Origin of the sequence: Flavonifractor sp. An91 (assembly GCF_002159225.1) — a bacterium.
GTDB classification, from domain to species: Bacteria; Bacillota; Clostridia; order Oscillospirales; family Oscillospiraceae; genus Flavonifractor; species Flavonifractor avicola.
In genome coordinates, this window is sequence record NZ_NFHA01000007.1 from 1 (window position 1) to 23,385 (window position 23,385).

General features: G+C 62.2%; 26 protein-coding genes and 1 tRNA gene. 19 read left to right on the forward strand and 8 right to left on the reverse strand.

Annotated features, from left to right (window positions below; all coding sequences use genetic code 11):
* Nucleotides 1-134 precede the first annotated feature (134 nt).
* Nucleotides 135-590: a transcriptional regulator NrdR gene (gene nrdR / locus B5G42_RS05865; RefSeq protein WP_087267797.1), complete on the reverse strand. Its 456-nt coding sequence runs from the start codon at nt 588-590 to the stop codon at nt 135-137.
* Nucleotides 591-767: 177 nt separating this feature from the next.
* Here nrdR and B5G42_RS18850 point away from each other — a divergent pair, with 177 nt between their 5' ends.
* The 15 genes from B5G42_RS18850 (at nt 768) to B5G42_RS05935 (ending at nt 11,369) form a co-directional block, all read left to right on the forward strand.
* Nucleotides 768-896, forward strand: a complete 129-nt coding sequence (locus B5G42_RS18850) for a hypothetical protein (RefSeq protein ID WP_255396452.1) — start codon at nt 768-770, stop codon at nt 894-896.
* A 120-nt stretch (nt 897-1,016) separates the two neighbouring features.
* Nucleotides 1,017-1,090, forward strand: a tRNA-Gln gene (locus tag B5G42_RS05870).
* A gap of 120 nt (nt 1,091-1,210) precedes the next feature.
* Complete coding sequence (locus B5G42_RS05875) at nt 1,211-1,432, forward strand: hypothetical protein (protein ID WP_087267799.1); 222 nt, start codon at nt 1,211-1,213, stop codon at nt 1,430-1,432.
* A gap of 249 nt (nt 1,433-1,681) precedes the next feature.
* The gene (acpP, locus tag B5G42_RS05880) at nt 1,682-1,912 is read left to right on the forward strand and encodes an acyl carrier protein (protein ID WP_087267802.1); all 231 of its coding nucleotides are present in this window, start codon (nt 1,682-1,684) and stop codon (nt 1,910-1,912) included.
* 55 nt (nt 1,913-1,967) lie between these two features.
* On the forward strand, nt 1,968-2,393 hold the full coding sequence (accB, locus tag B5G42_RS05885; RefSeq protein WP_087267805.1) for an acetyl-CoA carboxylase biotin carboxyl carrier protein: 426 nt from the start codon (nt 1,968-1,970) through the stop codon (nt 2,391-2,393).
* Nucleotides 2,394-2,397: 4 nt separating this feature from the next.
* Entirely contained in the window at nt 2,398-3,783 is a 1,386-nt protein-coding gene (gene accC / locus B5G42_RS05890) for an acetyl-CoA carboxylase biotin carboxylase subunit (RefSeq protein WP_087267808.1), read from the forward strand.
* The gene (accD, locus tag B5G42_RS05895) at nt 3,780-4,646 is read left to right on the forward strand and encodes an acetyl-CoA carboxylase, carboxyltransferase subunit beta (protein ID WP_087267812.1); all 867 of its coding nucleotides are present in this window, start codon (nt 3,780-3,782) and stop codon (nt 4,644-4,646) included. The genes accC and accD overlap by 4 nt, the downstream gene beginning before the upstream one ends.
* Nucleotides 4,636-5,457, forward strand: coding sequence for an acetyl-CoA carboxylase carboxyltransferase subunit alpha (locus B5G42_RS05900; protein ID WP_087267815.1), 822 nt, complete (start codon nt 4,636-4,638; stop codon nt 5,455-5,457). Before accD ends, B5G42_RS05900 begins: the two co-directional genes overlap by 11 nt.
* Nucleotides 5,454-6,404 carry a beta-ketoacyl-ACP synthase III gene (locus tag B5G42_RS05905; protein WP_087267819.1) on the forward strand — a complete coding sequence of 317 codons (951 nt, stop codon included), beginning with the start codon at nt 5,454-5,456 and terminating at the stop codon, nt 6,402-6,404. The genes B5G42_RS05900 and B5G42_RS05905 overlap by 4 nt, the downstream gene beginning before the upstream one ends.
* A 155-nt stretch (nt 6,405-6,559) precedes the next feature.
* Nucleotides 6,560-7,486, forward strand: coding sequence for a DUF561 domain-containing protein (locus tag B5G42_RS05910; protein ID WP_087267822.1), 927 nt, complete (start codon nt 6,560-6,562; stop codon nt 7,484-7,486).
* Entirely contained in the window at nt 7,483-8,409 is a 927-nt protein-coding gene (gene fabD / locus B5G42_RS05915) for an ACP S-malonyltransferase (RefSeq protein WP_087267825.1), read from the forward strand. Before B5G42_RS05910 ends, fabD begins: the two co-directional genes overlap by 4 nt.
* A 4-nt stretch (nt 8,410-8,413) precedes the next feature.
* The gene (gene fabG / locus B5G42_RS05920; protein ID WP_087267828.1) at nt 8,414-9,157 is read left to right on the forward strand and encodes a 3-oxoacyl-[acyl-carrier-protein] reductase; all 744 of its coding nucleotides are present in this window, start codon (nt 8,414-8,416) and stop codon (nt 9,155-9,157) included.
* An 18-nt stretch (nt 9,158-9,175) separates the two neighbouring features.
* Nucleotides 9,176-10,417: a beta-ketoacyl-ACP synthase II gene (gene fabF / locus B5G42_RS05925; protein ID WP_087267831.1), complete on the forward strand. Its 1,242-nt coding sequence runs from the start codon at nt 9,176-9,178 to the stop codon at nt 10,415-10,417.
* 3 nt (nt 10,418-10,420) lie between these two features.
* Entirely contained in the window at nt 10,421-10,855 is a 435-nt protein-coding gene (gene fabZ, locus B5G42_RS05930; RefSeq protein WP_087267834.1) for a 3-hydroxyacyl-ACP dehydratase FabZ, read from the forward strand.
* A gap of 61 nt (nt 10,856-10,916) precedes the next feature.
* Nucleotides 10,917-11,369 (forward strand): MarR family transcriptional regulator, encoded by a 453-nt coding sequence (locus B5G42_RS05935; RefSeq protein WP_087267838.1) that lies wholly within the window; start codon nt 10,917-10,919, stop codon nt 11,367-11,369.
* Nucleotides 11,370-11,413: 44 nt separating this feature from the next.
* Here the strand turns inward: B5G42_RS05935 and B5G42_RS05940 are convergent, their stop codons facing one another.
* From B5G42_RS05940 to B5G42_RS05965, 7 genes are all read right to left on the reverse strand, one after another.
* Nucleotides 11,414-11,617 (reverse strand): PTS ascorbate transporter subunit IIC, encoded by a 204-nt coding sequence (locus B5G42_RS05940; RefSeq protein ID WP_087189043.1) that lies wholly within the window; start codon nt 11,615-11,617, stop codon nt 11,414-11,416.
* A 1-nt stretch (nt 11,618) separates the two neighbouring features.
* Nucleotides 11,619-12,629, reverse strand: coding sequence for an SPFH domain-containing protein (locus tag B5G42_RS05945; RefSeq protein WP_087267841.1), 1,011 nt, complete (start codon nt 12,627-12,629; stop codon nt 11,619-11,621).
* A gap of 110 nt (nt 12,630-12,739) precedes the next feature.
* Entirely contained in the window at nt 12,740-14,509 is a 1,770-nt protein-coding gene (locus tag B5G42_RS05950; protein WP_242961143.1) for an S-layer homology domain-containing protein, read from the reverse strand.
* Complete coding sequence (locus B5G42_RS18640; protein WP_242961144.1) at nt 14,510-14,749, reverse strand: S-layer homology domain-containing protein; 240 nt, start codon at nt 14,747-14,749, stop codon at nt 14,510-14,512.
* 19 nt (nt 14,750-14,768) lie between these two features.
* Complete coding sequence (locus B5G42_RS05955) at nt 14,769-15,950, reverse strand: ABC transporter permease (RefSeq protein ID WP_087267844.1); 1,182 nt, start codon at nt 15,948-15,950, stop codon at nt 14,769-14,771.
* Nucleotides 15,947-16,678 carry an ABC transporter ATP-binding protein gene (locus tag B5G42_RS05960; protein WP_087267847.1) on the reverse strand — a complete coding sequence of 244 codons (732 nt, stop codon included), beginning with the start codon at nt 16,676-16,678 and terminating at the stop codon, nt 15,947-15,949. The genes B5G42_RS05955 and B5G42_RS05960 overlap by 4 nt, the downstream gene beginning before the upstream one ends.
* A gap of 11 nt (nt 16,679-16,689) precedes the next feature.
* Nucleotides 16,690-18,504, reverse strand: a complete 1,815-nt coding sequence (locus B5G42_RS05965; protein ID WP_087267850.1) for an efflux RND transporter periplasmic adaptor subunit — start codon at nt 18,502-18,504, stop codon at nt 16,690-16,692.
* Between the two features lie 206 nt (nt 18,505-18,710).
* Here B5G42_RS05965 and B5G42_RS05970 point away from each other — a divergent pair, with 206 nt between their 5' ends.
* The 4 genes from B5G42_RS05970 to pckA all read left to right on the forward strand — a co-directional run bounded on the left by B5G42_RS05970 (nt 18,711) and on the right by pckA (nt 23,357).
* Nucleotides 18,711-19,388: a response regulator transcription factor gene (locus B5G42_RS05970; RefSeq protein WP_087267853.1), complete on the forward strand. Its 678-nt coding sequence runs from the start codon at nt 18,711-18,713 to the stop codon at nt 19,386-19,388.
* Nucleotides 19,385-20,641 (forward strand): sensor histidine kinase, encoded by a 1,257-nt coding sequence (locus B5G42_RS05975; RefSeq protein ID WP_087267856.1) that lies wholly within the window; start codon nt 19,385-19,387, stop codon nt 20,639-20,641. Before B5G42_RS05970 ends, B5G42_RS05975 begins: the two co-directional genes overlap by 4 nt.
* A gap of 58 nt (nt 20,642-20,699) precedes the next feature.
* Nucleotides 20,700-21,563, forward strand: coding sequence for a 16S rRNA (adenine(1518)-N(6)/adenine(1519)-N(6))-dimethyltransferase RsmA (gene rsmA / locus B5G42_RS05980; RefSeq protein WP_087267860.1), 864 nt, complete (start codon nt 20,700-20,702; stop codon nt 21,561-21,563).
* 186 nt (nt 21,564-21,749) lie between these two features.
* Complete coding sequence (gene pckA, locus B5G42_RS05985) at nt 21,750-23,357, forward strand: phosphoenolpyruvate carboxykinase (ATP) (protein ID WP_087189053.1); 1,608 nt, start codon at nt 21,750-21,752, stop codon at nt 23,355-23,357.
* Nucleotides 23,358-23,385: the final 28 nt, after the last annotated feature.

Here is a 23,385-nt window from a genome sequence, read left to right on the forward strand (position 1 = left end):
CATTTTCAGAAACAGCTTTGCGGCGTCAGGGGATGAAAAAAGCGAGGGTGCGTCGGATTTTTTCCAACGCACTCTCGCTCATGTTTGGGGTCAAACTTGGCGGACAAGCCGCCGTTTTTTAGGGGATTAGGTCATTACTTCTCCGCCAGAAGCTTGTTCAGTTCCTCCATAAAGGTGCTGATGTCCTTAAACTGACGGTAGACCGAAGCGAAACGGACATAGGCCACCTCGTCCACCTTTTTCAGCCGCTCCATCACCAATTCGCCAATGCGGGCGGAGGGGATCTCCCGGTCCATGTCGTTTTGCAGGACCTGTTCGATCTCATTGGCCATATCTTCCAGGGTGGCAAAAGCCACCGGCCGTTTTTCACAGGCCCGGATCATGCCGTTGAGCAGCTTGGTCTTGTCAAAGGTCTGACGGCTGCCGTCCTTTTTGATTACCATCAGGGGCAGACTCTCCATGGTCTCATAAGTGGTAAAACGCTTATGGCAGGCCAGACATTCCCGGCGGCGGCGGATGCTGGACCCTTCGTCGGATGGACGGGAGTCCACAACCTTGCTCTCCGGGTGAGCACAAAACGGACATCTCACAGCGGCAGCCCTCCTTTGAAACACAGCTCCAGGCCAGGCCCAGGCAAAATATAGTAGCTTCTGTCGTGTTATTATACCATACTTTGTTGCCCGTTGGTATCCCTGAAATGAGAAAGTTTTTGTATAAATCAGGAAACACCGGGGCAAGCTAGGAACGGTGAAAGCGAGGTGAGCACCATGCAGAACCAGCATAACGAGCAGAAGAAGTCCAGAAACCAGAATCCCGCTCCCCAGGACTGCAAGCATCCCCAGAGCAAGAAGCAGGAGCAGCCCCAGGATAAGACCGGTGATCCCAACCGTCATTGACCCCTTTTTCGTGGGCCGGAATATCCGGCCCACAATTTTTTATTTTTTTCATTTTTCCTCTTGACATTTCTCTGTAGTTTGCTATAATAACATCTGCGCTCACGAGAGCGGCAAACAAATAGCGGGATTGTGTAAGGGTAGCACAGCAGACTCTGACTCTGTATGTGAGGGTTCGAATCCTTCTCCCGCTGCCAAAGCGAGACAACTTCGGTTGTCTCGCTTTTTTCTTTTTCGGTACCTCCCGTCCCCACCCTGCGTATACTGGGCTGTGGGGGGCAAAGGCCCGTCACGATTTTGATTGGGGGTACTTCATCATGTGTTGTAACAACCGGAATCGCTGCTGCCGCTGCTGCTGCGGCGCCTCTGAGAACAACAGGACCACTTCCAGTGACCTGTTCTCCGGCCTGACCCTGTCCGACCTGTCCGGCACCGCCGGCGGCCGTCAGGTCTATCTCACCATCCCGGCTTTCCTGTGGGCTGCCGATCAGGAGGAGGAAGACACCTCCTGCGGCTGCGGCTGCTGTCGCTGCTGCTGAGCCCCACGCCGCCCCCTTCAGGGCGGCTACTTACCCCCAATCCCCGCCCTGCGATCCAATCGCAGGGCGCTTTTTTTGCGCTTTTTTCGTGAATTTGAACAGTTCTGAAGATTATCCTCTGGAGTTTCCAAAAAAAGTCTTGACAAATCACTTCCGCCTGCTAAAATATGCTTAAATTATTTTATTTAAAAATTTTTAAGTAAAATGATTTAACTAAAATTTTTGAATTGTTTTGTGAGGAGCATTACCATGGATTTCGAGAAGATTAAGGATATCATTGTGGAGACCCTGAGCTGCGACGCCGACAAGGTGACCCCCGACGCCCGCCTGGCCGAGGACCTGGAGGCCGATTCCCTGGCTGCCGTGGAGCTGTCCATGGCTCTGGAGGAGGCCTTCGGCGTGACCATCGCCGACGAGGACCTGCCCAACATGAAGACCGTGGGCGACCTGATGAAGTACATCGAGGATCACGCTGAGTAAGAGGAGAAAACGGGCATCGGTGCAAACCGATGCCTTTTTTCCGAAAGGAGCCGCTATGACCAACCAAGAGATTTTTGATCTGATGGCCCGCTTTGACCAGAGCGGCATCACCACCTTCAAGCTGAATACCAAGGACTTTACCCTGGAGCTGGGCAAAGGCGGCAGCGCTGCCGTTCCCGCCGCTCCCGTGGGCGCACCCGCACCTGCCGCTGCTGCGCCCGCCCCGGCGGCTCAGCCCGATGGTCCCTGCATCACCGCCCCCCTGGTGGGTACCTTCTATGCCGCCTCCGCCCCCGACGCCGAGCCCTTCGTCAAGGTGGGCGACAAGGTGAAGAAGGGCCAGACCGTCTGCCTCATGGAGGCCATGAAGATGATGAATGAGGTCCACGCCCCCTGCGACTGCACCATCGAGGCCATTCTTCAGGAGGACGGGGCTCTGGTGTCCTTTGGGGACCCCCTCATTCGTTACCGGGAAGGGTGATTCCATGTTCAAGCGTATTTTGATCGCCAACCGGGGCGAGATCGCCGTCCGGGTGTTCCGGGCCTGCCGGGAGCTGGACATCGAGCCTGTGGTGGTCTACTCCCAGGCCGATTCGGAGGCTCTTCACGTCCAGCTGGCGGAGCGGGCCTACTGCATCGGCCCCGCCCGCTCGGCGGACAGCTACTTAAATGTGGACGCCATCCTCACCGTGGCTCAGGCCACCGGGTGCGACGCCATCCACCCCGGCTACGGCTTCCTGTCGGAAAACGCCGATTTCGCCGACGCCTGTGCCCAGGCGGGCATTGCCTTCATCGGCCCCTCCGGCGATGTGATCCGGGCCATGGGCAACAAGGCCTCCGCCCGCAAGCTGATGGTAGCCGCCGGTGTGCCGGTGGTCCCCGGCTCCGACGGAGCAGTGGACACCGCCGAGGAGGCCAAAGCCCTGGCCGACTCCATCGGCTACCCTGTGCTCATCAAAGCTGCCGCCGGCGGCGGCGGCCGTGGTATGCGCCGGGTGTTTGAGCCCGACCAGCTGATCCCCCTCTTTGAGGAGGCCCGCAGCGAGTCGGTGGCCTGCTTCGGCAGCGGAGAGATGTACCTGGAGAAGCTGATCCTCAACCCCCGGCACATCGAGTTCCAGATCCTGGCCGATTCCCAGGGCCATGTAATCCAGCTTGGGGACCGGGACTGCTCCATCCAGCGGCGCAACCAGAAGCTGCTGGAAGAGTCCCCCTCCAAGGCCCTCACTCCCGAGCTGCGGGAGCGCATGGGCGCCGCCGCCGTGGCCGCCGCCAGGGCCGCCCACTATGAGAACGCCGGCACCATTGAGTTCGTACTGGACCCGGAGGGCAACTTCTACTTCATTGAGATGAACACCCGGATCCAGGTGGAGCACCCGGTCACCGAGCTGGTTACCGGCATGGACCTGGTGCGGGAGCAGATCCGTATTGCCGCCGGTCTCCCCCTGTCCCGCACCCAGGAGGAGGTCACCCTCAACGGCCACGCCATCGAGTGCCGCATCAACGCCGAGGACCCGGCCAACGACTTCCGCCCCTGCCCGGGCAAGATCGATTTCGTGCACCTACCCGGCGGCTGCGGGGTGCGGGTGGACACCGGCCTGTATACCGGCTACACCCTGCCCCCCTACTACGACTCCCTGATGGCAAAGCTCATTGTTCACGCCCCCACCCGGCTGGACGCCATCCGCCGGATGCGCCGGGCCCTGGAGGAGCTCATCATCGAGGGTCCTGCCAACAACGCCGATCTGCTCCATCAGATCATGCACCACCCCGACTTCATCCGGGGCAACTATAACACCGGCTACCTGGAGGCCAACATGGACACCCTGCTGGCCTGGAGCCGCAGCGGAGAGGAGGAACCTAAGGCATGAGCAACGTCTTTGCCCAGCGGCGTCAGAAGCTGCTCTCCCTGAAGGCCCTCCGGGGCAGTTCCCCCGCCCCCGCCCATACCGAGGAGACCTGTCCCGCCTGCGGCGGCACCTTCCGCCGCAAGGATCTGGTGACTGCCCGGTACGTCTGCCCCCTGTGCGGCCATCACTACCCCGTCGGGGCCTATTACCGCCTCAGCCTGGTGCTGGACAAAGGCACCTTCCGGGAGCTGGACGCCAATCTGTCCTCCAACGATCCTCTGTCCTTCCCCGGCTATTCTGCCAAGCTGGATGGGGCCCGCCGCCGTACCGGCATGAACGAGGCGGTGGTCACTGCCACCGGCCGTATCAATGGCCAGAAAGTGGCCATTGGTGCTCTGGACAGCCGGTTCTTCATGGGCAGCATGAGCGCCGCCCTGGGCGAGAAGGTCACCCGGCTGGTGGAGTACGCCGAAAAATATAAGCTGCCCCTCATCCTCTTCTCCGCCAGCGGCGGAGCCCGGATGCAGGAGGGCATTCTGTCCCTGATGCAGATGGCCAAGACCTCCGCCGCTCTGGAGCGGTTCTCCCGCCAGGGCGGGCTGTACATCTCTGTGCTCACCCACCCCACCACCGGCGGGGTCACCGCCAGCTTTGCCAGCCTAGGCGACATCATGCTGGCCGAGCCCGGCGCCCTCATCGGCTTTGCCGGCCCCCGGGTCATTGAACAGACCATCGGCGAGAAGCTGCCCGAGGGCTTCCAGAGCGCCGAGTACCTGCTGGAGCATGGCTTCCTGGACGCCATCGTGCCCCGGGCCCAGCTGCGGGACACCCTGATTCAGCTGCTGAAACTGCACGGGAAAGGAGGGAGCGACCGTGGCAAATAACCTGACCCCCGCCCAGCGGGTGGCGCTGGCCCGCCATCAGGACCGGCCGGGTACTGCCGACTTCATCGCCGCCCTCTTCACTGACTTCTTTGAGCAGCGGGGAGACCGGCTCTGTTCCGACGACGGCAGTATCCTGGGCGGCGTGGCCCTCTTCCACGGCCAGCCGGTCACCGTTATCGGCCACCGGAAGGGCCGCACCCTGGAGGAACACCTGGCCTACCACTTCGGCATGCCCTCCCCCGAGGGCTACCGCAAGGCCCAGCGGCTGATGGAGCAGGCGGAGAAGTTCCGCCGCCCCGTCATCACCTTCATCGACACCCCCGGCGCCTACCCCGGCCTGGAGGCCGAGGCCAGAGGCCAGGGAGAGGCCATCGCCCGCACCCTGGCCCTCTCCTCCGCCCTCACCGTCCCGGTGATCTCTGTGGTCACCGGCGAGGGCGGCAGCGGCGGCGCATTGGCCCTGGGCGTGGGCAACCGCGTGCTCATGCTGGAGAACGCCGTCTACTCCGTCCTCTCCCCCGAGGGCTTTGCCGCCATCCTGTGGAAGGATTCCTCCCGCAGCGACGAGGCCTGCGACGTGATGAAGCTCACCGCCGCCGACCTGCTGGAGCTGGGCGTCATCGATGCCGTGATCCCCGAGCCCACCCAGGGAGCCCATACCGACCTCCATGCCGTCTGCCGCGCCCTGGACGCCGCCCTGGCCAAGGAGCTGGCGGCACTGAACAAGCTGAACGGTCAGGCTCTGGCCACCCAGCGCTACAAAAAATTCCGCTTAATGGGCAGCAAGGCCCTGAGAAAGGAGCGCCCATGAACGGAATCAAACTGCTGAGCACCGGCTCCGCCCTGCCCCGCCGGGCGGTGACCAACGACGATATGTCCAAGATCGTGGACACCAACGACGAGTGGATCGCCACCCGCACCGGTATCCGCAGCCGCTACCACTGCACCGAAGGCGAGAGCCACACCTCCCTGTGTCTGGCCGCCGCCAAACAGGCTCTGGAGCGCTCCGGCATCAGCCCGGAACAGATCGGGGTATGCATCGTGGCTACCCTGTCCCAGGATTTTCTCACCCCTGCCGCCGCCTGCATCCTCCAGCGGGATCTGGGCTTTCCGGAGGACACGGTGTGCTTCGACCTGAACGCCGCCTGCTCCGGCTTTGTGTACGGTCTCCATACAGCGGAATGCCTGTTGGCCGCCTCAGAACGGAAGTACGGCCTCATTGTGGGCGTGGAGGCCCTGAGCCGCATCACCGACTTCACCGACCGCTCCACCTGCGTTCTCTTTGGAGACGGCGCGGGAGCCGCCGTGGTGGAGTGGCGGGCGGACTATCCTTCCCTCTGCGGAGTGCTGGGCTGCCGGGGCAATCAGGAAGCCCTGTACGTCCCCGGGGCCAACTGCGCCGATCCCTCCTACATCCATATGGACGGCAAGGCGGTGTTCCGCTTCGCGGTAGAGGCCCTGCCCCGCTGCGCCAAAGAGGTGCTCAAAAAGGCGGGCCTCACCCTGGAGGACGTGGACCGCTTCGTGTTCCACCAGGCCAACCAGCGCATCATTGACTTTGCGGTGAAGAAGCTGGGAGTAGATCCCGCCAAGTGCACCGGCAACATCGCCCGCACCGGCAACACCTCCGCCGCCAGCGTGCCCCTGCTGCTGGATGAGCTGGTCACCTCCGGTCAGCTGACCTCCGGCCAGAAGGCCCTGTGCGTGGGCTTCGGCGGGGGCCTGACCTGGGCGGGAGCACTGCTGGAACTGGCGTAAAAAAACGGGCGACCACAAGGGTTGCCCCTACGCAAAGTCGCTACCCCGTAGGGGCGGCCTTTATGGCCGTCCGCCATCATACATACCGCTTCCCTCATCCGTCTGGCCTTCGGCCAGCCACCTTCCCCCAGGGGAAGGCTCATAAGGAGTATATTATGAAATTGAATGAACTTCTGGGGATCGAATTCCCCATTATCCAGGGCGGCATGGCCAACGTGGCCACTGGTGCTTTTGCCGCCGCCGTGTCCAATGCCGGCGCGCTGGGCCTCATCGGCTCCGGCGGCATGGACGCCGACGCACTGCGTTGTGAGATCCAGGCCGCCCGTGCTGCCACCAATAAGCCCTTCGGTGTCAATCTGATGCTGATGAATCCTCACATCGAGGACCTGGCCCGCGTGGTGGTGGAGGAGGGCGTCCAGGTGGTGACCACCGGCGCCGGCAACCCCGGCAAGTACGTCCCCGCCTGGAAGGCGGCGGGCATCAAGGTGTTCCCCGTGGTGGCCGCCCCCATCCTGGCCAAGCGGCTGGAGCGGTACGGCATTGACGGCATCATCGCCGAGGGCACCGAGAGCGGCGGCCATGTGGGCGAGATGACCACCATGGCCCTGGTGCCCCAGGTGGTGGACGCGGTGAGCGTGCCTGTCATCGCCGCCGGCGGCATTGCCGACGGCCGCCAGATGGCCGCCGCCTTCGCCCTGGGTGCCTGCGGCGTGCAGATCGGCACCTGCCTGCTGGCCAGTGAGGAGTGCCCCATCCACGACAACTACAAGCAGGCCGTGGTGAAGGCCGGGGCCAACGATACCACCGTCACCGGCCGCACCGGCGGCGCCCCCGTCCGGGTGCTGAAGAACAAGATGGCCCGGGAGTACCTGCGCATGGAGAAGCAGAACCTGCCTCTGGAAGAGATGGAGAAGCTGACCCTGGGTTCCCTCCGCCGGGCGGTGTTTGACGGCGACCTGGACACCGGCAGCTTTATGGCCGGTCAGGTGGCCGGCATGGTAAAGGAGGTCCGTCCCCTGCGGGCCATCTTTGAGGACATGATGAGCGGCTGTCAGGCCGTTGTGAAAGGACTGAACGTATGAGCCTCGCCTTTTTGTACGCCGGACAGGGCAGCCAGCATCCCGGCATGGGGGCCGACCTCTATGAGGCCTACCCTGTATTCAAAGCCGTGCTGGACAGCGCCGATGTGGACTTTGACCTGAAAACCGTCTCCTTCACCGACCCCGACGGGGTGCTGAACCAGACCGAGTATACCCAGCCCTGCATGGTGGCCTTTGCCGCCGGTATGACCGCCATCCTGTATGAGATGGGCATCCGGCCCGATTACGCCGCCGGTCTCAGCCTGGGCGAGTATTCCGCCCTCCAGGCCGCCGGGGTGTTTACCCCCGCCCAGGCCATCTCCCTGGCCGCTTTCCGCGGCAAGGCCATGGCCTCCGCCGCTGCCGGTATCCCCTGCGGCATGACCGCCGTACTGGGTCTGGACCGTGAGAAGCTGCAGCAGGCCTGCGATCAGGCCGCCGACGCGGGCGTGGTGGAGATCGCCAACTACAACTGCCCCGGCCAACTGGTCATCGGCGGTGCCCAGGAGGCGGTGAACAAGGCCGCTTCCATTGCCAAGGAGCTGGGCGCCAAGCGCTGTCTCCCTCTGAAGGTCAGCGGCCCCTTCCACACCTCTCTGCTGGCCCCCGCCGGCGACGCCCTGCGGGAGAAGTTCCAGAGCGTTACTTTTGGCCAGATGGCCTTCCCGGTACTCTTCAACTGCCTGGGCCATGAGATGGGCGAAAACGACACCATCCCCGCTCTGCTGGAGAAGCAGGTCCAGTCCTCCGTCTACATGGAGGACACCATCCGCCGCCTGGAGGCGCTGGGTGTGGACACCATCGTGGAGATCGGCCCGGGCAAGGCCCTCAGCGGCTTTGTGAAAAAGACCGCTCCCTCCATCAAGACCTACGCTGTGGAGACCGTCGCCGACATCGAGGCTCTCTCCGCTGCTTTGAAAGGATAACTGTATGAGCATGAATGGAAAAATCGCCGTAGTCACCGGCGGCAGCCGGGGTATTGGCAAGGCTATCTGCCTGGAGCTGGCCCGCCGGGGGGCCAACGTGGTGTTCTCCTACGCCGGCAACACTGCCGCCGCCGAGGAAACCCTGGCCGCCCTCAAGGAGTTGGGTGTGGAAGCCCGTGCCGTTCAGGGCAGCGTGGCCGACCCCGCCGCCGTGAAGGCCCTGATGGACACCGCCGTGAAAGAGCTGGGCGGCCTCCACATCCTGGTGAACAACGCCGGCATCACCCGGGACAACCTGGCCATGATGCTGAAGGAGGAGGACTTCGACGCGGTCATTGAGACCAACCTGAAGGGGGCCTTCCTGTGCATGAAGGCCGCCGCCCGGCCCATGATGAAGGCCCGCTGGGGCCGCATCATCAACCTCAGCTCCGTGGTGGCCCTCCGGGGCAATCCCGGCCAGATCAACTACTGCGCCAGCAAGGCAGGCGTCATCGGCATGACCAAGTCCCTGGCCAAGGAGCTGGGCGGACGGGGTGTCACCGTCAACGCCATTGCTCCCGGCTACATCGCCACCGACATGACCGCCGCCCTCCCCGACGCCGCCCGGGAGGCCATGCTGTCCACCATCCCCGCCGGCCGGGCCGGCACCCCCGAGGACGTGGCCGCCGCCGTGGCCTTCCTGGCCTCCGATGAGGCGGCTTACATCACCGGACAGGTCCTTTCCGTCGACGGCGGTATGGGTATGTGAGGAGGAACAAGATCAATTATGGAAAAACGCAGAGTCGTCATTACCGGCATGGGGACCGTGAATCCCCTGGGCCACAACGTGGCCGACACCTGGCAGGCCGTCCGTAACGGCGTGTGCGGCATCGCCCCCATCACCCAGTACGACGCCGCCCCTCAGAAGGTCCATCTGGCCGCCGAGGTAAAGGACTGGGACCCCACCTCCGTGCTGGATAAGAAGGAAGTGCGCCACATGGCCCGCTACGCCCAGCTGGCTATGGCCTCCGCCAAGGAGGCGGTGGCCGACAGCGGTCTGGATCTGGAGTCCATCGACCGCACCCGCTGCGGCGTCATCGTCTCCAGCGGCATCGGCGGCATCGGCAACACCGAGGCCGAGCAGACCCGCTGTTCCGAGAAGGGCTTTGACCGGGCCTCCCCCTTCTACATCCCCTCCACCATTGCCAACATGGGCGCTGGTCTCATCGCCATCGCCTTCGGCTTCCAGGGTATGTGTACTTGCCCTGTCACCGCCTGTGCCGGCGGCTCCAACGCCGTGGGCGACGCCTTCCGCCACATCCGGGACGGCTATGCCGAGGTGATGCTGTGCGGCGGCGCCGAGTCCGCCATCACCCCCCTGTCCATCGGCGGCTTCACCACCATGCGGGCCCTCCATGTGGGGGACGACCCCAACCGGGCCTCCATCCCCTTTGACGCCCAGCGCTCCGGCTTCGTTATGGGCGAGGGCGCCGGTATTCTGGTGCTGGAGGAGTATGAGCACGCCAAGGCTCGTGGGGCCAAGGTGTACGCCGAGGTGGTGGGCTACGGCGCCACCTGCGACGCCTACCACATGACCGCCCCCGCTCCCCACGGGGAGGGCGGCGCCCGGGCCATGGCCCAGGCTCTGTCCGACGGCGGCGTGGCCCCCGAGCAGGTGGGCTACATCAACGCCCACGGCACCTCCACCCCCCTGAACGACTCCGGTGAGACCGACGCCATCAAGGCGGTGTTCGGCGACCACGCCTACCAGCTGGCGGTCAGCTCCACCAAGTCCATGACCGGCCATATGCTGGGGGCCGCCGGCGCGGTGGAGGCCATCTTCTCCGCCCTCACCCTGAAGGAGGGCTACCTGCCCGCCACCATCAACTATCAGGAGGCCGATCCGGCCTGCGACCTGGACTATGTGCCCAACCAGGGCCGGAATGCCGACGTACAGTACGCCCTGTCCAACTCCCTGGGCTTCGGCGGTCACAACGCCTGCGTGCTGTTCAAGAAGTGGGAGGGTTAAGCCATGGAACTCAACTCCAATCAGATCGCTGAGATCCTGCCCCACCGCTACCCCTTCGCCCTGGTGGACCGCATCGTGGACGGCGAGGCGGGCAAGTGGGCCAAGGGCATCAAGTGCGTCAGCGTCAACGAGCCCTTCTTCCAGGGCCACTTTCCCCAGTACCACGTCATGCCCGGCGTCCTCATTCTGGAGGCCCTGGCCCAGGTAGGCGCGGTGGCCCTGCTGTCCCTGCCGGAGAACCGGGGCAAGATCGCCTTCTTCGGCGGCATCAAGAACGCCCGGTTCCGCCGCCAGGTGACCCCCGGCGACGTGCTGGAGCTGGAATGTACCCTCACCAAGCAGAAAGGGCCGGTGGGCATCGGGGAGGCCAAGGCCACCGTCAACGGACTGGTGGCGGCCACGGCGGAGCTCACCTTTGCCCTGGGTAAGGATTCCTGATTGCCCTCCCCTCCGCCGTTTGTTATAATAAGAAAAAGATCAAAAATGCGGAGGCGCGGGTATGCTGGAAGAGAAATTTGAAATAGTGTATACGAAATTTAAACTTCACTTTTATCAGGAGATCTTCGAGCGGTTCCAGAATCGGGAGGCCAGCCTGACCACGGTGGAGACCTTCGCCATGGAGACCATCCAGGCCCTGGGGTCCCCCACCATCAACGAGTTTGCCTCCTTCATGCGGATCTCGCCGCCCAACGCGGCTTATAAGATCAACAGTCTCATCCGCAAGGGCTATGTCCAGAAGATCCAGTCGGAGCATGACAAGCGGGAGTACCACCTGCAGGTGACCCAGAAGTACAAAGAGTACTACAACATCAGCAACGACTATGTCCATGTGGTCACCGAGCGGATGAGAGAGCGGTTCACCCCCGACGAGTGCGCCAAGCTGGAGGAGATGCTCTCCATCATCAGCAAGGAGCTGATGCCGGAGGTCCGGCTGGGCTCCGCCGAAGCCTGACACAGTATAAAGAGGACGCGCTGCATGGCAGCGCGTCCTCTTTTTCATTCGATATCCAGCTCCGGGGGCACGTCGATCTCATCGGACACATATTTGCCGTTCTTTTTCCGCTGCCGGACACACTCGGTAAGCAGGTACTCGATCTGTCCGTTTACCGAGCGGAAATCGTCCTCCGCCCAGGCCGCAATGGCGGCATACAGCTTGGGGGACAGGCGCAGAGGCACCTGCTTCTTGCCGTCGCCCGCCATATCAGTACAGGCTGCCGGAGTTGACCACCGGCTGGGCGTCCCGGTTGCCGCAGAGTACCACCAGCAGGTTGGACACCATGGCGGCCTTCCGCTCCTCGTCCAGTTCCACCACCTGCTTCTCGCTGAGCCGCTCCAGAGCCATCTCCACCATGCCCACGGCCCCGTCCACGATCATCTTCCGGGCATCGATGATGGCGGATGCCTGCTGCCGCTGTAGCATCACCGCGGCGATCTCGGGGGCATAGGCCAGGTAGGTGATGCGGGCCTCGATGATCTCCAGTCCGGCCTGAGCCACCTTGCTCTGGATCTCATCCTTGATGCGGGAGGCCACCACCTCGCTGGAGCCCCGCAGGCTGCCCTCGTCGGCAATGCCGTCGCCGGTGGTGTCCACGTTGGGGGCCACGTCATAGGGGTAGATACGCACAATGTTCCGCAGGGCGCTGTCACACTGGAGGGACAGGTACTCTTTGTAGTTGTCCACGTCGAATACCGCCTTGGCGGTGTCCACCACTCGCCACATGACGGCGATGCCGATCTCCACCGGGTTGCCCAGGCAGTCGTTGATCTTCTGGCGGTTGTTGTTCAGGGTCATGATCTTCAGGGAGATTTTCTTGCCGGCCGACTGGGCCTCCGCCTTCTTCTCCGCCTTGCTGCCGCCGTCCACGTCGCCGCTCTGGTTCAGCTTGGTCTGGGCCGCCGGGTTCACCCCGGAACAGAAGGGGTTGACGTAGTAGAAGCCTTCCCCTTTCAGGGTGCCGATGTACTTGCCGAACAGGGTGAGCACCAGGGCCTCCTGGGGCTTGAGCACCTTCAGGCCGCACAGAAGAATCCAGCCCAGGCAGGCCCAGACGATGCTCACAATCAGGATGGCTGCCGTTCCTACATCCATGCCGCCGGTCTCATCCCGGACGGCGGCCCACACGATGCCCACCACCGCCAGCGCATACAGCGCCAGAATGAGCAGCAGCATGGGCATCCCTTTTTTCTTGCCGGTTAAAATCTTCTCTTCCATAAGAACGCCTCCCGTTCTCTTTTTGATATCAAAATAATATCACTCAAATATCAGTTTGTCAAGAGCTGCGCAAAAAAGAGCGTGCCGTTTTTTGGCACGCTCTTTTCCTGTTATTCAGCTGCGACCACCCGAACCACGGCGTCCACCCCCAGGGTGCCGCTGTAGTACACGGCAAAGGTATCGCTGTAGGCCCGGGCCTGGGACAGGGTGACCCACCGCTCGGTATCGCTGTTATAGCCCTGGGCGGTGTCGCTGATGGGCACCCGCACCCCGTCGATCACCACCGCATCCAGGCTGTCAAAGGCACTCTGGTCTACACCCTCCGCCTCACTAAGGGTGACAACGGACACCGCCTTTCCCTCGGAAGATACCGCGATGCCTCCCATGTCTCCGGTACGCCCGGACTGGCCGGTGATATACTCCTGGGTGGTACCTCTGCCGTTCTCCACCGAAACGGTACGGTTGGTGTAGGTCATGGTGCCGCTGCCCTCCGTCCTGCTGCCCATAGTGAGCAGGCCATAGGTGTAGGCATTCCCCGTCACGTCATCCAGCAGCAGCACGCTGACAAGGCCATTGCTGTCGGTGGCGTAGAAATCAATGTCAGAGGCCTTCACAGTGGCACTCTGGATGTCCTCCAGGTCGATCTCCGTGACCACGCTGGTCCCAGCCCGCTCGTAGATCCGCACGTTATCTGCCAGAGGGATGGAGCCCAGGGTTTTTTCCGACACATTGAGATCCAGGCTGCTGCCGCCGGACACCTGGGACACCGACAGCTTACCCACACCGCTGGAGGTGACCTTCACCAGGTCCCCCGCACCGGCGGAACCACTGACCGTACCCTTGGCGGTGAGACCGCAGGTCAGCTCCACCTGTCCCTCCCCCAGGACCCCGTACAGGGTAGTCTGCCCACCCGCGGCGGCGGAGATCACCGCACCGCCCCCGTCCAGGGTAACGGTAATCTTATCCCCCACCGAACAGCCGCTCAGGCTGTCCACAGCGCTCTCCTCCACCTCCAATTCCATCCCCAGTATGGTAATGGTATCAGGTGTGGAGGTGTTGGGACTGGCAGATTCATAGTACCCTGTGAGGGTAACGCCCTCATAGCCGTTTCCTTCAGTGGCCGCCACCAGTTCCAGATTACCCGACTGGTTGTAGTAGAGGGTCAGCTGGGGACAGCCAGCCAGATCGTACCAGCAATTTTCAAAGGTGGTCAGGGTATCTCCCATCACCACTGCCGTGCTGCCGCTGACGGTATAGCTGCCGTTGATGCGGTTGGCGGTAACACTCTCCGGGTTGAGCGTATAGCGCGCCGTGCCGTCGGGCAAAAAGCCAGTCACCCGTCCGTTTTGATCCAGCAGCAGAGTGCCCCGGCTGCCTGTCAGTCCATCCAGCTCCGCCGCCGGTTCATACCAGGACAGGTTCTGGTTGGCGTACACCTCCACCATGCCCTCGCTCCCGTCGCCGCTCTCAGCGTCGGTGTCCAGCAGAACGGCGTTTTCCACCTTGGAGGCGCACAGGTTGTCAATGTAGTCCTTTCCGGTGCTGTCGCTCTGGCCCAGCAGGGCGTAGAGCATCAGGGCCGCCTCACCCCGGGTCAGGGCGTGGTCCGGGTCACCGGACACCCCCTCCAGCAGCCCCAGCTGCTCTCCCAGAGCCATGTAGTCCTCCGGCCAGAAGGGGCCCACGTCCTCGGCGGTGTACCCCAGCAGCCGCAGGGCCACCGTCACCGCCTGGCCCACCGTCACCGGGTCGTCGGGGCCGAAAGTGCCGTTGCCGTAGCCGGATACCAGGCCCTCCTCACAGGCCAGATTGATGTAGGGAGCCGCCCAGTGGCTTCCTGCTACATCGGAAAAGAGGGTGCGGTAGGCGCTGCTCGTCACCTAGTCCCCGTGGCCCTCGGCCAGCACCGCCAGCTTGCAGAACTGGGCACGGGTCAGCCCCTGATCCGGGTAGTAGTTGCCGCCGGAGCCGCCGGAGATGATGCCCAGGCCGGACAGCACCTCCACCGCCAGGGCGGTGTCGGCGTCGCTCACGTCGGGAAAGGAGGCCGCCCCGGCGTAGCCGGTCAGCCCCAGACACAGCCCCGCCGCGGTCAGCAGGGACAAGAGTTTGCGTTTCATTGGAATCTCCTCCTTCTGTTCAATCCGCCCGGAGGGCGTCCACCGGCTGGAGGTTGGAGGCCTTCACCGCCGGGTAGATGCCGAACACAATACCGATGACCACCGAGAAGGCAAAGGCCCCCGCCGTCACCAGACTGTCCGGGAGGAGGATCAGGTCGTACATGGCCTTGCCCAGGATCAGGCTCAGGCCGTAACCCAGCAATATGCCGATGACCCCGCCCATGCCGCTGAGGATGGCGGCCTCCACCAGGAACTGGCCGATGATCTCCCCCCGGGGAGCGCCGATGGACTTTTTAATGCCGATCTCCCGGGTACGCTCGGTGACGGTGACCAGCATGATGTTCATGATGCCGATGCCGCCCACCAGCAGGGCGATACCGGCAATGCCGCCCAGCACCACGCTCATGGAGGTCATCTCCTCGGTGGACTCGGTCATGGCGGCGTTGCCGTTTTCCAGATCATATTCTCCCACGGTGGAGGATACCGTATCGGCCAGAAAGACCTCCAGGTCCGCCATGACGGCGTCCATGTTGTCCGATTTATCCACCTTCACCGTAAAAGAGGTGAGATCATCGCTCTGGAGGATGGCCCGATCCAGGGAGTAAGGGATCACCGCCATATCGTCCATGGACCCCTCGGTGCCCCCGTCCTTCTGGTAGTAAGTACCCACCACGGTAAAGGGCTCGCCCCCCAGATACACCGTCTCCCCAATGGGGTCGGCGTACTGGAACAGGCTGTCCGCCACGTAGGACCCCAGCACGCATACCCGGTTGCGCTGTTCAATGTCAAAGGCATTGATGTCCCGGCCGCTCTCCAGGGTATAGTTATTGCACACGGCGTACTCATCGCTGCCCAGATATACGGTACTGCTGTCCAGGGTAGTGGTGCGGTATTTCATAGGCAGTGAGGTGGACACGTCGGGGCTCACCCCTTCTACCGTGTCGCTCAGCTCCTGGTCGCAGTAGTCGTACAGGGCGCTCATCACGTCCACGCTGCGGCTGGTGTCGTACCAGGTCACAGTGACATTGACCTTGTTGACGCCCAGCTTCTCATAGTAGGCGGTGATGTCGGCGTTGTAGCCCGACACCAGAGCCACCAGCACCAGCACGGCGGTGACGCCGATGATGATGCCCAGCATGGTGAGGAAGGAGCGCCCCTTCTTCTCCCGGATGGACTCCAGGGCCATACCCAGTGCGTTCACGGCGCCACCCGCCTTGCCGGCACATCCAGGTCCACCAACACTCCGTCCCACAGGCTGTCGTGGACGATCTTCCCGTCCTTCACCCGCACCGTCCGGTCGGCCTGGGCGGCAATGCCGTTGTCGTGGGTAATGAGGATCACGGTGGTACCCGTCCGGTTCATTTCCCGCATAAGGGCCAGCACCTGGGCGCCGGTTTTGGAGTCCAGGGCGCCTGTGGGCTCGTCGGCCATCAGGACCGGAGACCGGGCGGCAATAGCCCGGGCAATGGCCACCCGCTGCTGCTGGCCGCCGGAGAGCTGGCCGGGCCGGTAGTCCGCCTTGGCCGCAATCTCCACCCGCTCCAGGGCCTCCATAGCCCGCGCCTTCCTCTGGGCCAGGGGCACCTTCTGGTAGAGCATGGGCAGCGCCACATTCTGCCACACGCTGAGGGAGGGGATCAGGTTGTAGCCCTGAAAGATGAAGGCGATCTTTCGGGAGCGGATGAGCTCCAGCTCCCGCCGCCCACGCTGGCTGATGAGGATGCTGTCCAGATAGTACTCTCCCCGGGTGGGCACATCCAGGCAGCCCAGAATGTTCATCATGGTGGACTTGCCCGAGCCGGAGGTACCGATGATGGCCACAAACTCTCCCTGGTTGATCTCCAGCGTCACGCCGTCCAGGGCGTTGACCTGGTTTTCCCTGCCCTCGCCGTAGATCTTATACACATTGTCCAGTCGGATCAAACTCATTTCGCCACCTCCTAGCCCATGGGGCCGCCGCTCATACCGCCGCCCATATTACCGCCGGGCATCCCGCCGCCGAAGTCGGGCATCCCGCCGCCGAAGTCGGGCATCTCGCCGCCGAAATCGGGCATCCCCTGGCCGCCCTGCTCCTCACCGCTCTGGCTGGTGGTATCGCCGCCGGAGGGGGCCGTCTGCTGATAACGGGTGAATACCTCCACCCCCTCCTCCACGCCGGAGAGGATGCGGACATACTGGCTGTTGGACACCCCGGTCTCCACCGGCACGGCATAGAAGCCGTCGGGCACCACGCCGTCCTCCAGGTCCACCGCGTTGTCCGGCCGGGTATCCGCCTTCACAAAGAGGCAGGTGCCCTCGCTGGTGCTCTTCAGCGCCGCGATGGGGGCCAGCACGCCCTCCGACTCGTCACCCACGGTGATGGTGTAGGATACATTGACGCCGGCGGACAGGGCCCCTTCGCTGGGAATGGTAATGGTGATGGGGAAGTAGGCCACGCCGTTGGTATTAGTGGCCTCATAGCTGATGGCGGTCACTGTTCCGGTGTAGTGGGTATCGCTTTCCGCCCCGGACTGGGTGATGTCCACCTCCATGCCCATGGTGATGCTGTCAATGTCCAGCTCGTCGATGTTGGCAGTGATGGTCATGGAGTCCAGGTTGTAGAGGGTCACTGCGGTCTGCCCCGCCTGCCGGGGAGCCTCCCCCTCCTGCACCCCCACCATGATGATCTTCCCGTCGATCTCCGCTGTCACCTGGTAGTCGGAGCGCTTTTCCTCCGCTTCGGTGATCTTCTCCTGGGTCTGGGTGATTTTTTCCTGGGTCTGGGTAATGCTCCGCTGGGTGGTCTCCACCTGGTCCTCCAGATCGGAGCCATCAATGATAAAGAGGGCAGCCCCGGCGGCCACTGTCTCATAGTCGTCCACGTTGACCGCCGTCAGCTTGCCGCTCTCAGTGGCGGTGATGTCCTCGCTGGCATAGGGCTCCAGCGTGCCCTCCACAGCGGGGTAGAGTTTCTCCCCGCTGCCGGTCAGCAGGTAGCCCGCGCCGGTCATACCCTCACTGAGGGCCCCCGGATTATCCACCGTCACCGTCACTGCAAAGCAGCGGGTACCCTCGGCGGTGACCCGGTCCACCTTCTTGATCTCGGTGACCGTGCCGTCCAGGGTAGTCATGAGGCTGGCAATGGATACCCCCGCCTTCATGCCCACATAGATCTGGTCCTCATAGGCATAGCTGAAATACTGGGTGAGGGTCATCTTGCTGTCGTCCACCAGGGTGGCTAGTTTTGTACCCGATCCCACACTGTCCCCCGCCCGGACGGTCACATCGGTGATTCTTCCGGAGAAGGGTGCGGTCACAGTCAGGTCAGCCAGCCGCTCATTCAATTCAGACAGCTGATCGGAGGCGTCAGACAGGGTATTCTCCAGCTCGGTCAGTTCGTCCTGATAGCCCTCGATCTCCTCATCCAACTCAGAGTCGTCCTGGGTATAGAGCAGGTCTCCCGCCGCCACTGTATCACCGGCGGACACATAGACCCCAGTGATCTCCGCCGTGGAGGCTGTGGTATAAGTAACGCTGTCCGCCGGCATGGTGGTACCTGTTCCTTCAATGACCGTGGACAGGCTGCCATAGGTGGTGGTCTCGGTCAGGGCCGTCTGAGTTTCATTCTGAAAGAAAAGGGTCTTGATGCCAAAACCGCCGCCTACCACAACGGCTGCCGCCACAACCAGGGCCACGGCTCGCTTGATGGGAAACTTACGCCGGGCCTTCTTTGGGACCTGTGGGGTCTCCTGGGGCATGATTTCTGCACATTCCATGGTGGGTCCTCCCGTCTGTTCCGGATTCTGGGTCAGTATAATTTGTCAATCTGAAATTACCCTGAAAAATCCAGCGCTGGAATTGTTAACACTCTGTAAATCCTTTTTTCTTTCCATTTTTCTATAATATTTTCAGATAAATTTCAGGATGGAACAGTATCCTTGGCTCAGCAAATACGCATACCAAACAGGAAAGGATCTTACCTATGAGAGTTTTGATTGTGGAAGATGAGCGCCGGCTGGCGGAGGCCCTGGGCCAGATCATGGCGGAGCAGCGCTATCAGACGGATGTGGTATATGACGGGGCCGACGGGCTGGACTATGCCCTGACGGAGCAATACGACGTGATCGTGCTGGACGTGATGCTGCCCAAGCTGGACGGCTTTGAGGTAGCCAGCCGCCTGCGGCACGCCCATGTGTCCACCCCCATCCTCATGCTCACCGCCCGGGATGAGATGCCCGACAAGATCGCCGGTCTGGACCACGGTGCTGACGACTACATGACCAAGCCCTTTGATATCGGGGAGCTGCTGGCCCGTGTGCGGGCCCTCACCCGGCGGCAGGGGGAGGTCATCGGCGAGCAGCTCACCGCCGGGGACCTGACCCTGGAGCTGTCCACCCGCTGTCTGCGGCAGGGGGACAAGTCGGTGCGTCTGGGCTTTAAGGAGTTTGATGTACTGCGGCAGCTGATGGTCCATCCCCGGGCCGTAGTACCCAAGGAGGATATCATCGCCCGGGTCTGGGGGCTGGATTCCGATGCGGAGGACAACAATGTGGAGGTATATATCTCCTTTCTGCGCAAAAAGCTCACGTTTCTGGAATCCAATGTGAGTATCGGCACCGTTCGGAAGGTGGGCTATTATCTGGAGGTGCCCGTCTCATGATCCGGCGGCTGCGGTGGAAGTTTATCCTCATCAACCTGTTGCTGGTGGGGCTGGTTTTAACGGTGGTCTTTGCCCTGTTGCTCTCCTCCAACGCCCGGAGGCTGGCTGATCAGGGAACCGCCGCCCTCCATATGGCGCTGAACCGGGACGCCGACGAGATGCCCCCTCGGTTTGAGATCGGCGCGCCGCCGGAGCAGGACGGCATGGACCGGGACCGCAATGCCTCCATGGTGCCCGTTTTTTCCGTTACTATGGAGGATGGACAGGTCACCTCCATCAACGACGGCGGCCATGTGGATGTATCGGAGGAGACCGCCGCCCAGGCCGCTCAGGAGGCCATGGACTCGGAACAGGACAGTGGCGTGCTGGCCGATCTGGGCCTGCGCTTTTTGATGGAGGAGATGCCTGACGGCACCATCCGTATCGCCTTCGCCGACCTGTCCTGGGAACGCAGTACCCTGCGCAACCTCTTTCTCACCTGCCTGCTGATCTGGCTGCTGGCCATGGCCGCCTTTTTCTTTGTCAGTCTGTTTCTGGCCTCCCTGGCCCTCCGGCCGGTGGAAAAGGCCTGGAAACAGCAGAGGCAATTTGTGGCCGACGCCTCCCATGAGCTGAAAACACCGCTGACCGTAATTCTGGCCAATACCGGGATCGTTCTGGCCCATCCGTCGGACACGGTGAAAAGCCAGTCCAAGTGGCTCAGCTACACCCAGGAGGAGGCCCGCCAGATGAAGGGGCTGGTGGAGGACCTGCTCTTTTTGGCCAAATCGGACAGCGCCCGGCTGCCTACCCATCCCACCCAGGTGGATCTGAGCCAGCTGGTTCAGGGCTGCCTGCTCCCCTTTGAACCGGTGGCCTTTGAGGCGGGGGTGGCCCTGGAGTCCCACATCGACCCAGAGCTGACACTCACCGGGGATGAGGGGCAGCTGCGGCGGCTGGTACGTATTTTGCTGGACAATGCGGTGAAATACGCCGGTCCACCCAACCCGGAGGTCCGGATTACGCTGACCCGCCAGCAGGACAAGCTGCGCCTCAGCGTCCACAACACCGGCGCTCCCATTCCGGCGGAACACTTGCCTCACCTGTTTGAGCGGTTCTACCGGGCGGATGCCGCCCGGGACCGAGCTCAGGGTGGCTACGGTCTGGGGCTGGCCATCGCCAAGAGCATTACCGAAACCCATCGGGGCAGGATCTCCGTGACCAGCACCCCGGACAGCGGCACCACCTTTACCGTCCTGCTGCCCCGGCGGTAGGCTTGTATTTTCATTCTGTTTCCCGTATACTGGTGTCAATACGTGTGCGAGGTGGATTATGGATCTCTGCAACAGCAATGACATCAAGGCCCTGTTGGGCCGCCACGGTTTTCGTTTTTCCAAAAGCATGGGCCAGAATTTTCTCATTCAGGGCTGGGTGCCCCAGGACATTGCCGACGCCTCTGGCGCCGACGAGACCTGCGGCGCTCTGGAGATCGGACCGGGCATCGGTCCTCTCACCGTTCAGCTGGCCCGCCGGGCAGGCAGGGTAGCTGCCATTGAGTTGGACCGGGATCTGCTGCCCATTCTGGCGGAGACCCTCTCTCCCTTTGACAATGTGACTGTCATCCCCGGGGACGCCATGAAACTGGATCTGGCCGCCCTGGCTGCGGAACAGTTTCCCGGCCTCACCCCGGTGGCCTGCGCCAACCTGCCCTATAACATCACCACCCCCGTCATCACCGCCCTCATTGAGGCAGGCTGCTTTGCCTCCATCACGGTGATGATCCAGCGGGAGGTGGCCAAACGGATCTGCGCCGGGCCGGGTACGAGTGATTACGGCGCCTTCTCCCTGTTCTGTCAGTATTACACCACGCCGGAATACCTCTTTGAAGTGCCCCCGGAGTGCTTCCTGCCCGCCCCCAAGGTGACCTCGGCGGTAATCCGCATGGTGCCTCGGGCGGAGCCGGCCCAGACCCTGGTGGAGGACGCCTTCTTCTTCCGGGTGGTGCGCGCCTCCTTTGCCCAGCGCCGCAAGGCCCTGCTCAACGGCCTGTCTGCCGCCTTCGGCGACAAGCTGGGCAAGGATCAGCTGCGGCAGGCCATTGCCGACGCCGGACTGCCTGAGGGGGTCCGCGGCGAGCGGCTGGGCATCCAAGAGTTTGCCCTTCTGGCCCGTGCGCTTCGGGCGCTTGGAGCTTGAAGTTCCTGGTACTTCAAAAGGCAGATTGAAACTGCCGGGAAAGAAAATTGCAAAATCGCCTGGCACAGGGGAATTGACATTGTGCCCAAATCTGTGTATGATTATCCCATGGGATTTGTAACTTCCGGGGCTTGTCCGCCCCGCCGGAGCCCCAGAGAGATCAATACGGGAAAGAGGTCATGCATTATGGCAAACATTGATTTGAATCAATACGGCATCACCGGCGTCACCGAGATCCTCCACAACCCCTCCTATGAGGTCCTGTTCCAGGAAGAGACCAGGCCTGAGCTGGAGGGCTATGATAAGGGCCAGGTCACGGATCTGGGCGCCGTTAACGTCATGACCGGCATCTATACCGGCCGTTCTCCTAAAGATAAGTTCATCGTTATGGACGACACCTCCAGAGACACCGTGTGGTGGACCTCCGATGAATTCAAGAATGACAACAAGCCCGCTTCTCAGCAGGCTTGGGATACCTGCAAGCAGCTGGCCATTCAGGAGCTGTCCAATAAGAAGCTATATGTTATGGACGTGTTCTGCGGCGCCAACGCTGATACCCGTATGGCCATCCGCTTCATCATGGAAGTGGCCTGGCAGGCTCACTTTGTGAAAAATATGTTCATCCAGCCCACCGAGGAGGAGCTGGAACACTTCCAGCCCGACTTTATCTCCTACAATGCCTCCAAGGCCAAGGTGGAAAACTACAAGGAACTGGGTCTCAACTCTGAGACTGCCGCCATCTTCAATCTCACCTCCCGGGAGCAGGTTATCCTGAATACCTGGTACGGCGGCGAGATGAAGAAGGGTATGTTCTCCATGATGAACTACTTCCTGCCCCTGAAGGGTATGGCCTCCATGCACTGCTCCGCCAACACCGACATGAATGGCGAGAACACCGCCCTGTTCTTCGGCCTGTCCGGCACCGGCAAGACCACCCTGTCCACCGATCCCAAGCGCCTGCTCATCGGCGACGACGAGCACGGCTGGGATGATAACGGCATTTTCAACTTCGAGGGCGGCTGCTACGCCAAGGTCATCAACCTGGATAAGGAGTCCGAGCCCGATATCTACAATGCCATTAAGCGCAACGCTCTGCTGGAGAACGTCACTGTGGACGAGAACGGCCACTGTGACTTCAATGACGACTCCGTCACCGAGAACACCCGTGTCTCCTATCCCATTGACCACATTGAGAAGATCGTCCGGCCCGTATCCGCCGGTCCCGACGCCAAGAACGTGATCTTCCTGTCCGCCGACGCCTTCGGCGTGCTGCCTCCTGTGTCCATCCTGACCCCGGAGCAGACCGAGTACTACTTCCTGTCCGGCTTCACCTCCAAGCTGGCCGGCACCGAGCGCGGCATCACCGAACCCACCCCCACCTTCTCCGCCTGCTTCGGCCAGGCCTTTCTGGAGCTCCATCCCACCAAGTACGGCGAGGAACTGGTGAAGAAGATGGCCAAGTCGGGCGCCAAGGCCTACCTGGTAAACACCGGCTGGAACGGCACCGGCAAGCGGATCTCCATCAAGGATACCCGTGGTATCATTGACGCCATCCTGGACGGCTCCATTCTGAAGGCGGAGACCAAGACCATCCCCTACTTCAATCTGGCTGTCCCCACCGCCCTGCCCGGCGTGGATACCAACATTCTGGACCCCCGCAACACCTACGCCGATCCCACTGAGTGGGACACCAAGGCCAAGGATCTGGCCGCCCGCTTCGTGAAGAACTTCGCCAAGTACACCACCAACGATGCCGGCAAGGCTCTGGTAGCCGCCGGTCCCAAGGTAGACTGAGTTATTTACATACATCCTTTCGCCGTCC

Bases quoted from the DNA above. Each gene is read 5' to 3' on its own strand.
- fabZ (WP_087267834.1), top strand. From the start codon at position 10,421: ATGGAACTCAACTCCAATCAGATCGCTGAGATCCTGCCCCACCGCTAC.
- B5G42_RS18640 (WP_242961144.1), bottom strand. From the start codon at position 14,749: ATGAAACGCAAACTCTTGTCCCTGCTGACCGCGGCGGGGCTGTGTCTG.
- rsmA (WP_087267860.1), top strand. From the start codon at position 20,700: ATGGATCTCTGCAACAGCAATGACATCAAGGCCCTGTTGGGCCGCCAC.
- B5G42_RS05970 (WP_087267853.1), top strand. From the start codon at position 18,711: ATGAGAGTTTTGATTGTGGAAGATGAGCGCCGGCTGGCGGAGGCCCTG.
- accB (WP_087267805.1), top strand. From the start codon at position 1,968: ATGACCAACCAAGAGATTTTTGATCTGATGGCCCGCTTTGACCAGAGC.
- fabG (WP_087267828.1), top strand. From the start codon at position 8,414: ATGAGCATGAATGGAAAAATCGCCGTAGTCACCGGCGGCAGCCGGGGT.
- B5G42_RS05875 (WP_087267799.1), top strand. From the start codon at position 1,211: ATGTGTTGTAACAACCGGAATCGCTGCTGCCGCTGCTGCTGCGGCGCC.
- fabD (WP_087267825.1), top strand. From the start codon at position 7,483: ATGAGCCTCGCCTTTTTGTACGCCGGACAGGGCAGCCAGCATCCCGGC.
- B5G42_RS05940 (WP_087189043.1), bottom strand. From the start codon at position 11,617: ATGGCGGGCGACGGCAAGAAGCAGGTGCCTCTGCGCCTGTCCCCCAAG.
- acpP (WP_087267802.1), top strand. From the start codon at position 1,682: ATGGATTTCGAGAAGATTAAGGATATCATTGTGGAGACCCTGAGCTGC.
- B5G42_RS05935 (WP_087267838.1), top strand. From the start codon at position 10,917: ATGCTGGAAGAGAAATTTGAAATAGTGTATACGAAATTTAAACTTCAC.
- B5G42_RS05975 (WP_087267856.1), top strand. From the start codon at position 19,385: ATGATCCGGCGGCTGCGGTGGAAGTTTATCCTCATCAACCTGTTGCTG.
- B5G42_RS18850 (WP_255396452.1), top strand. From the start codon at position 768: ATGCAGAACCAGCATAACGAGCAGAAGAAGTCCAGAAACCAGAATCCC.
- B5G42_RS05905 (WP_087267819.1), top strand. From the start codon at position 5,454: ATGAACGGAATCAAACTGCTGAGCACCGGCTCCGCCCTGCCCCGCCGG.
- B5G42_RS05965 (WP_087267850.1), bottom strand. From the start codon at position 18,504: ATGGAATGTGCAGAAATCATGCCCCAGGAGACCCCACAGGTCCCAAAG.
- B5G42_RS05910 (WP_087267822.1), top strand. From the start codon at position 6,560: ATGAAATTGAATGAACTTCTGGGGATCGAATTCCCCATTATCCAGGGC.
- pckA (WP_087189053.1), top strand. From the start codon at position 21,750: ATGGCAAACATTGATTTGAATCAATACGGCATCACCGGCGTCACCGAG.
- fabF (WP_087267831.1), top strand. From the start codon at position 9,176: ATGGAAAAACGCAGAGTCGTCATTACCGGCATGGGGACCGTGAATCCC.
- B5G42_RS05945 (WP_087267841.1), bottom strand. From the start codon at position 12,629: ATGGAAGAGAAGATTTTAACCGGCAAGAAAAAAGGGATGCCCATGCTG.
- B5G42_RS05960 (WP_087267847.1), bottom strand. From the start codon at position 16,678: ATGAGTTTGATCCGACTGGACAATGTGTATAAGATCTACGGCGAGGGC.
- accD (WP_087267812.1), top strand. From the start codon at position 3,780: ATGAGCAACGTCTTTGCCCAGCGGCGTCAGAAGCTGCTCTCCCTGAAG.
- accC (WP_087267808.1), top strand. From the start codon at position 2,398: ATGTTCAAGCGTATTTTGATCGCCAACCGGGGCGAGATCGCCGTCCGG.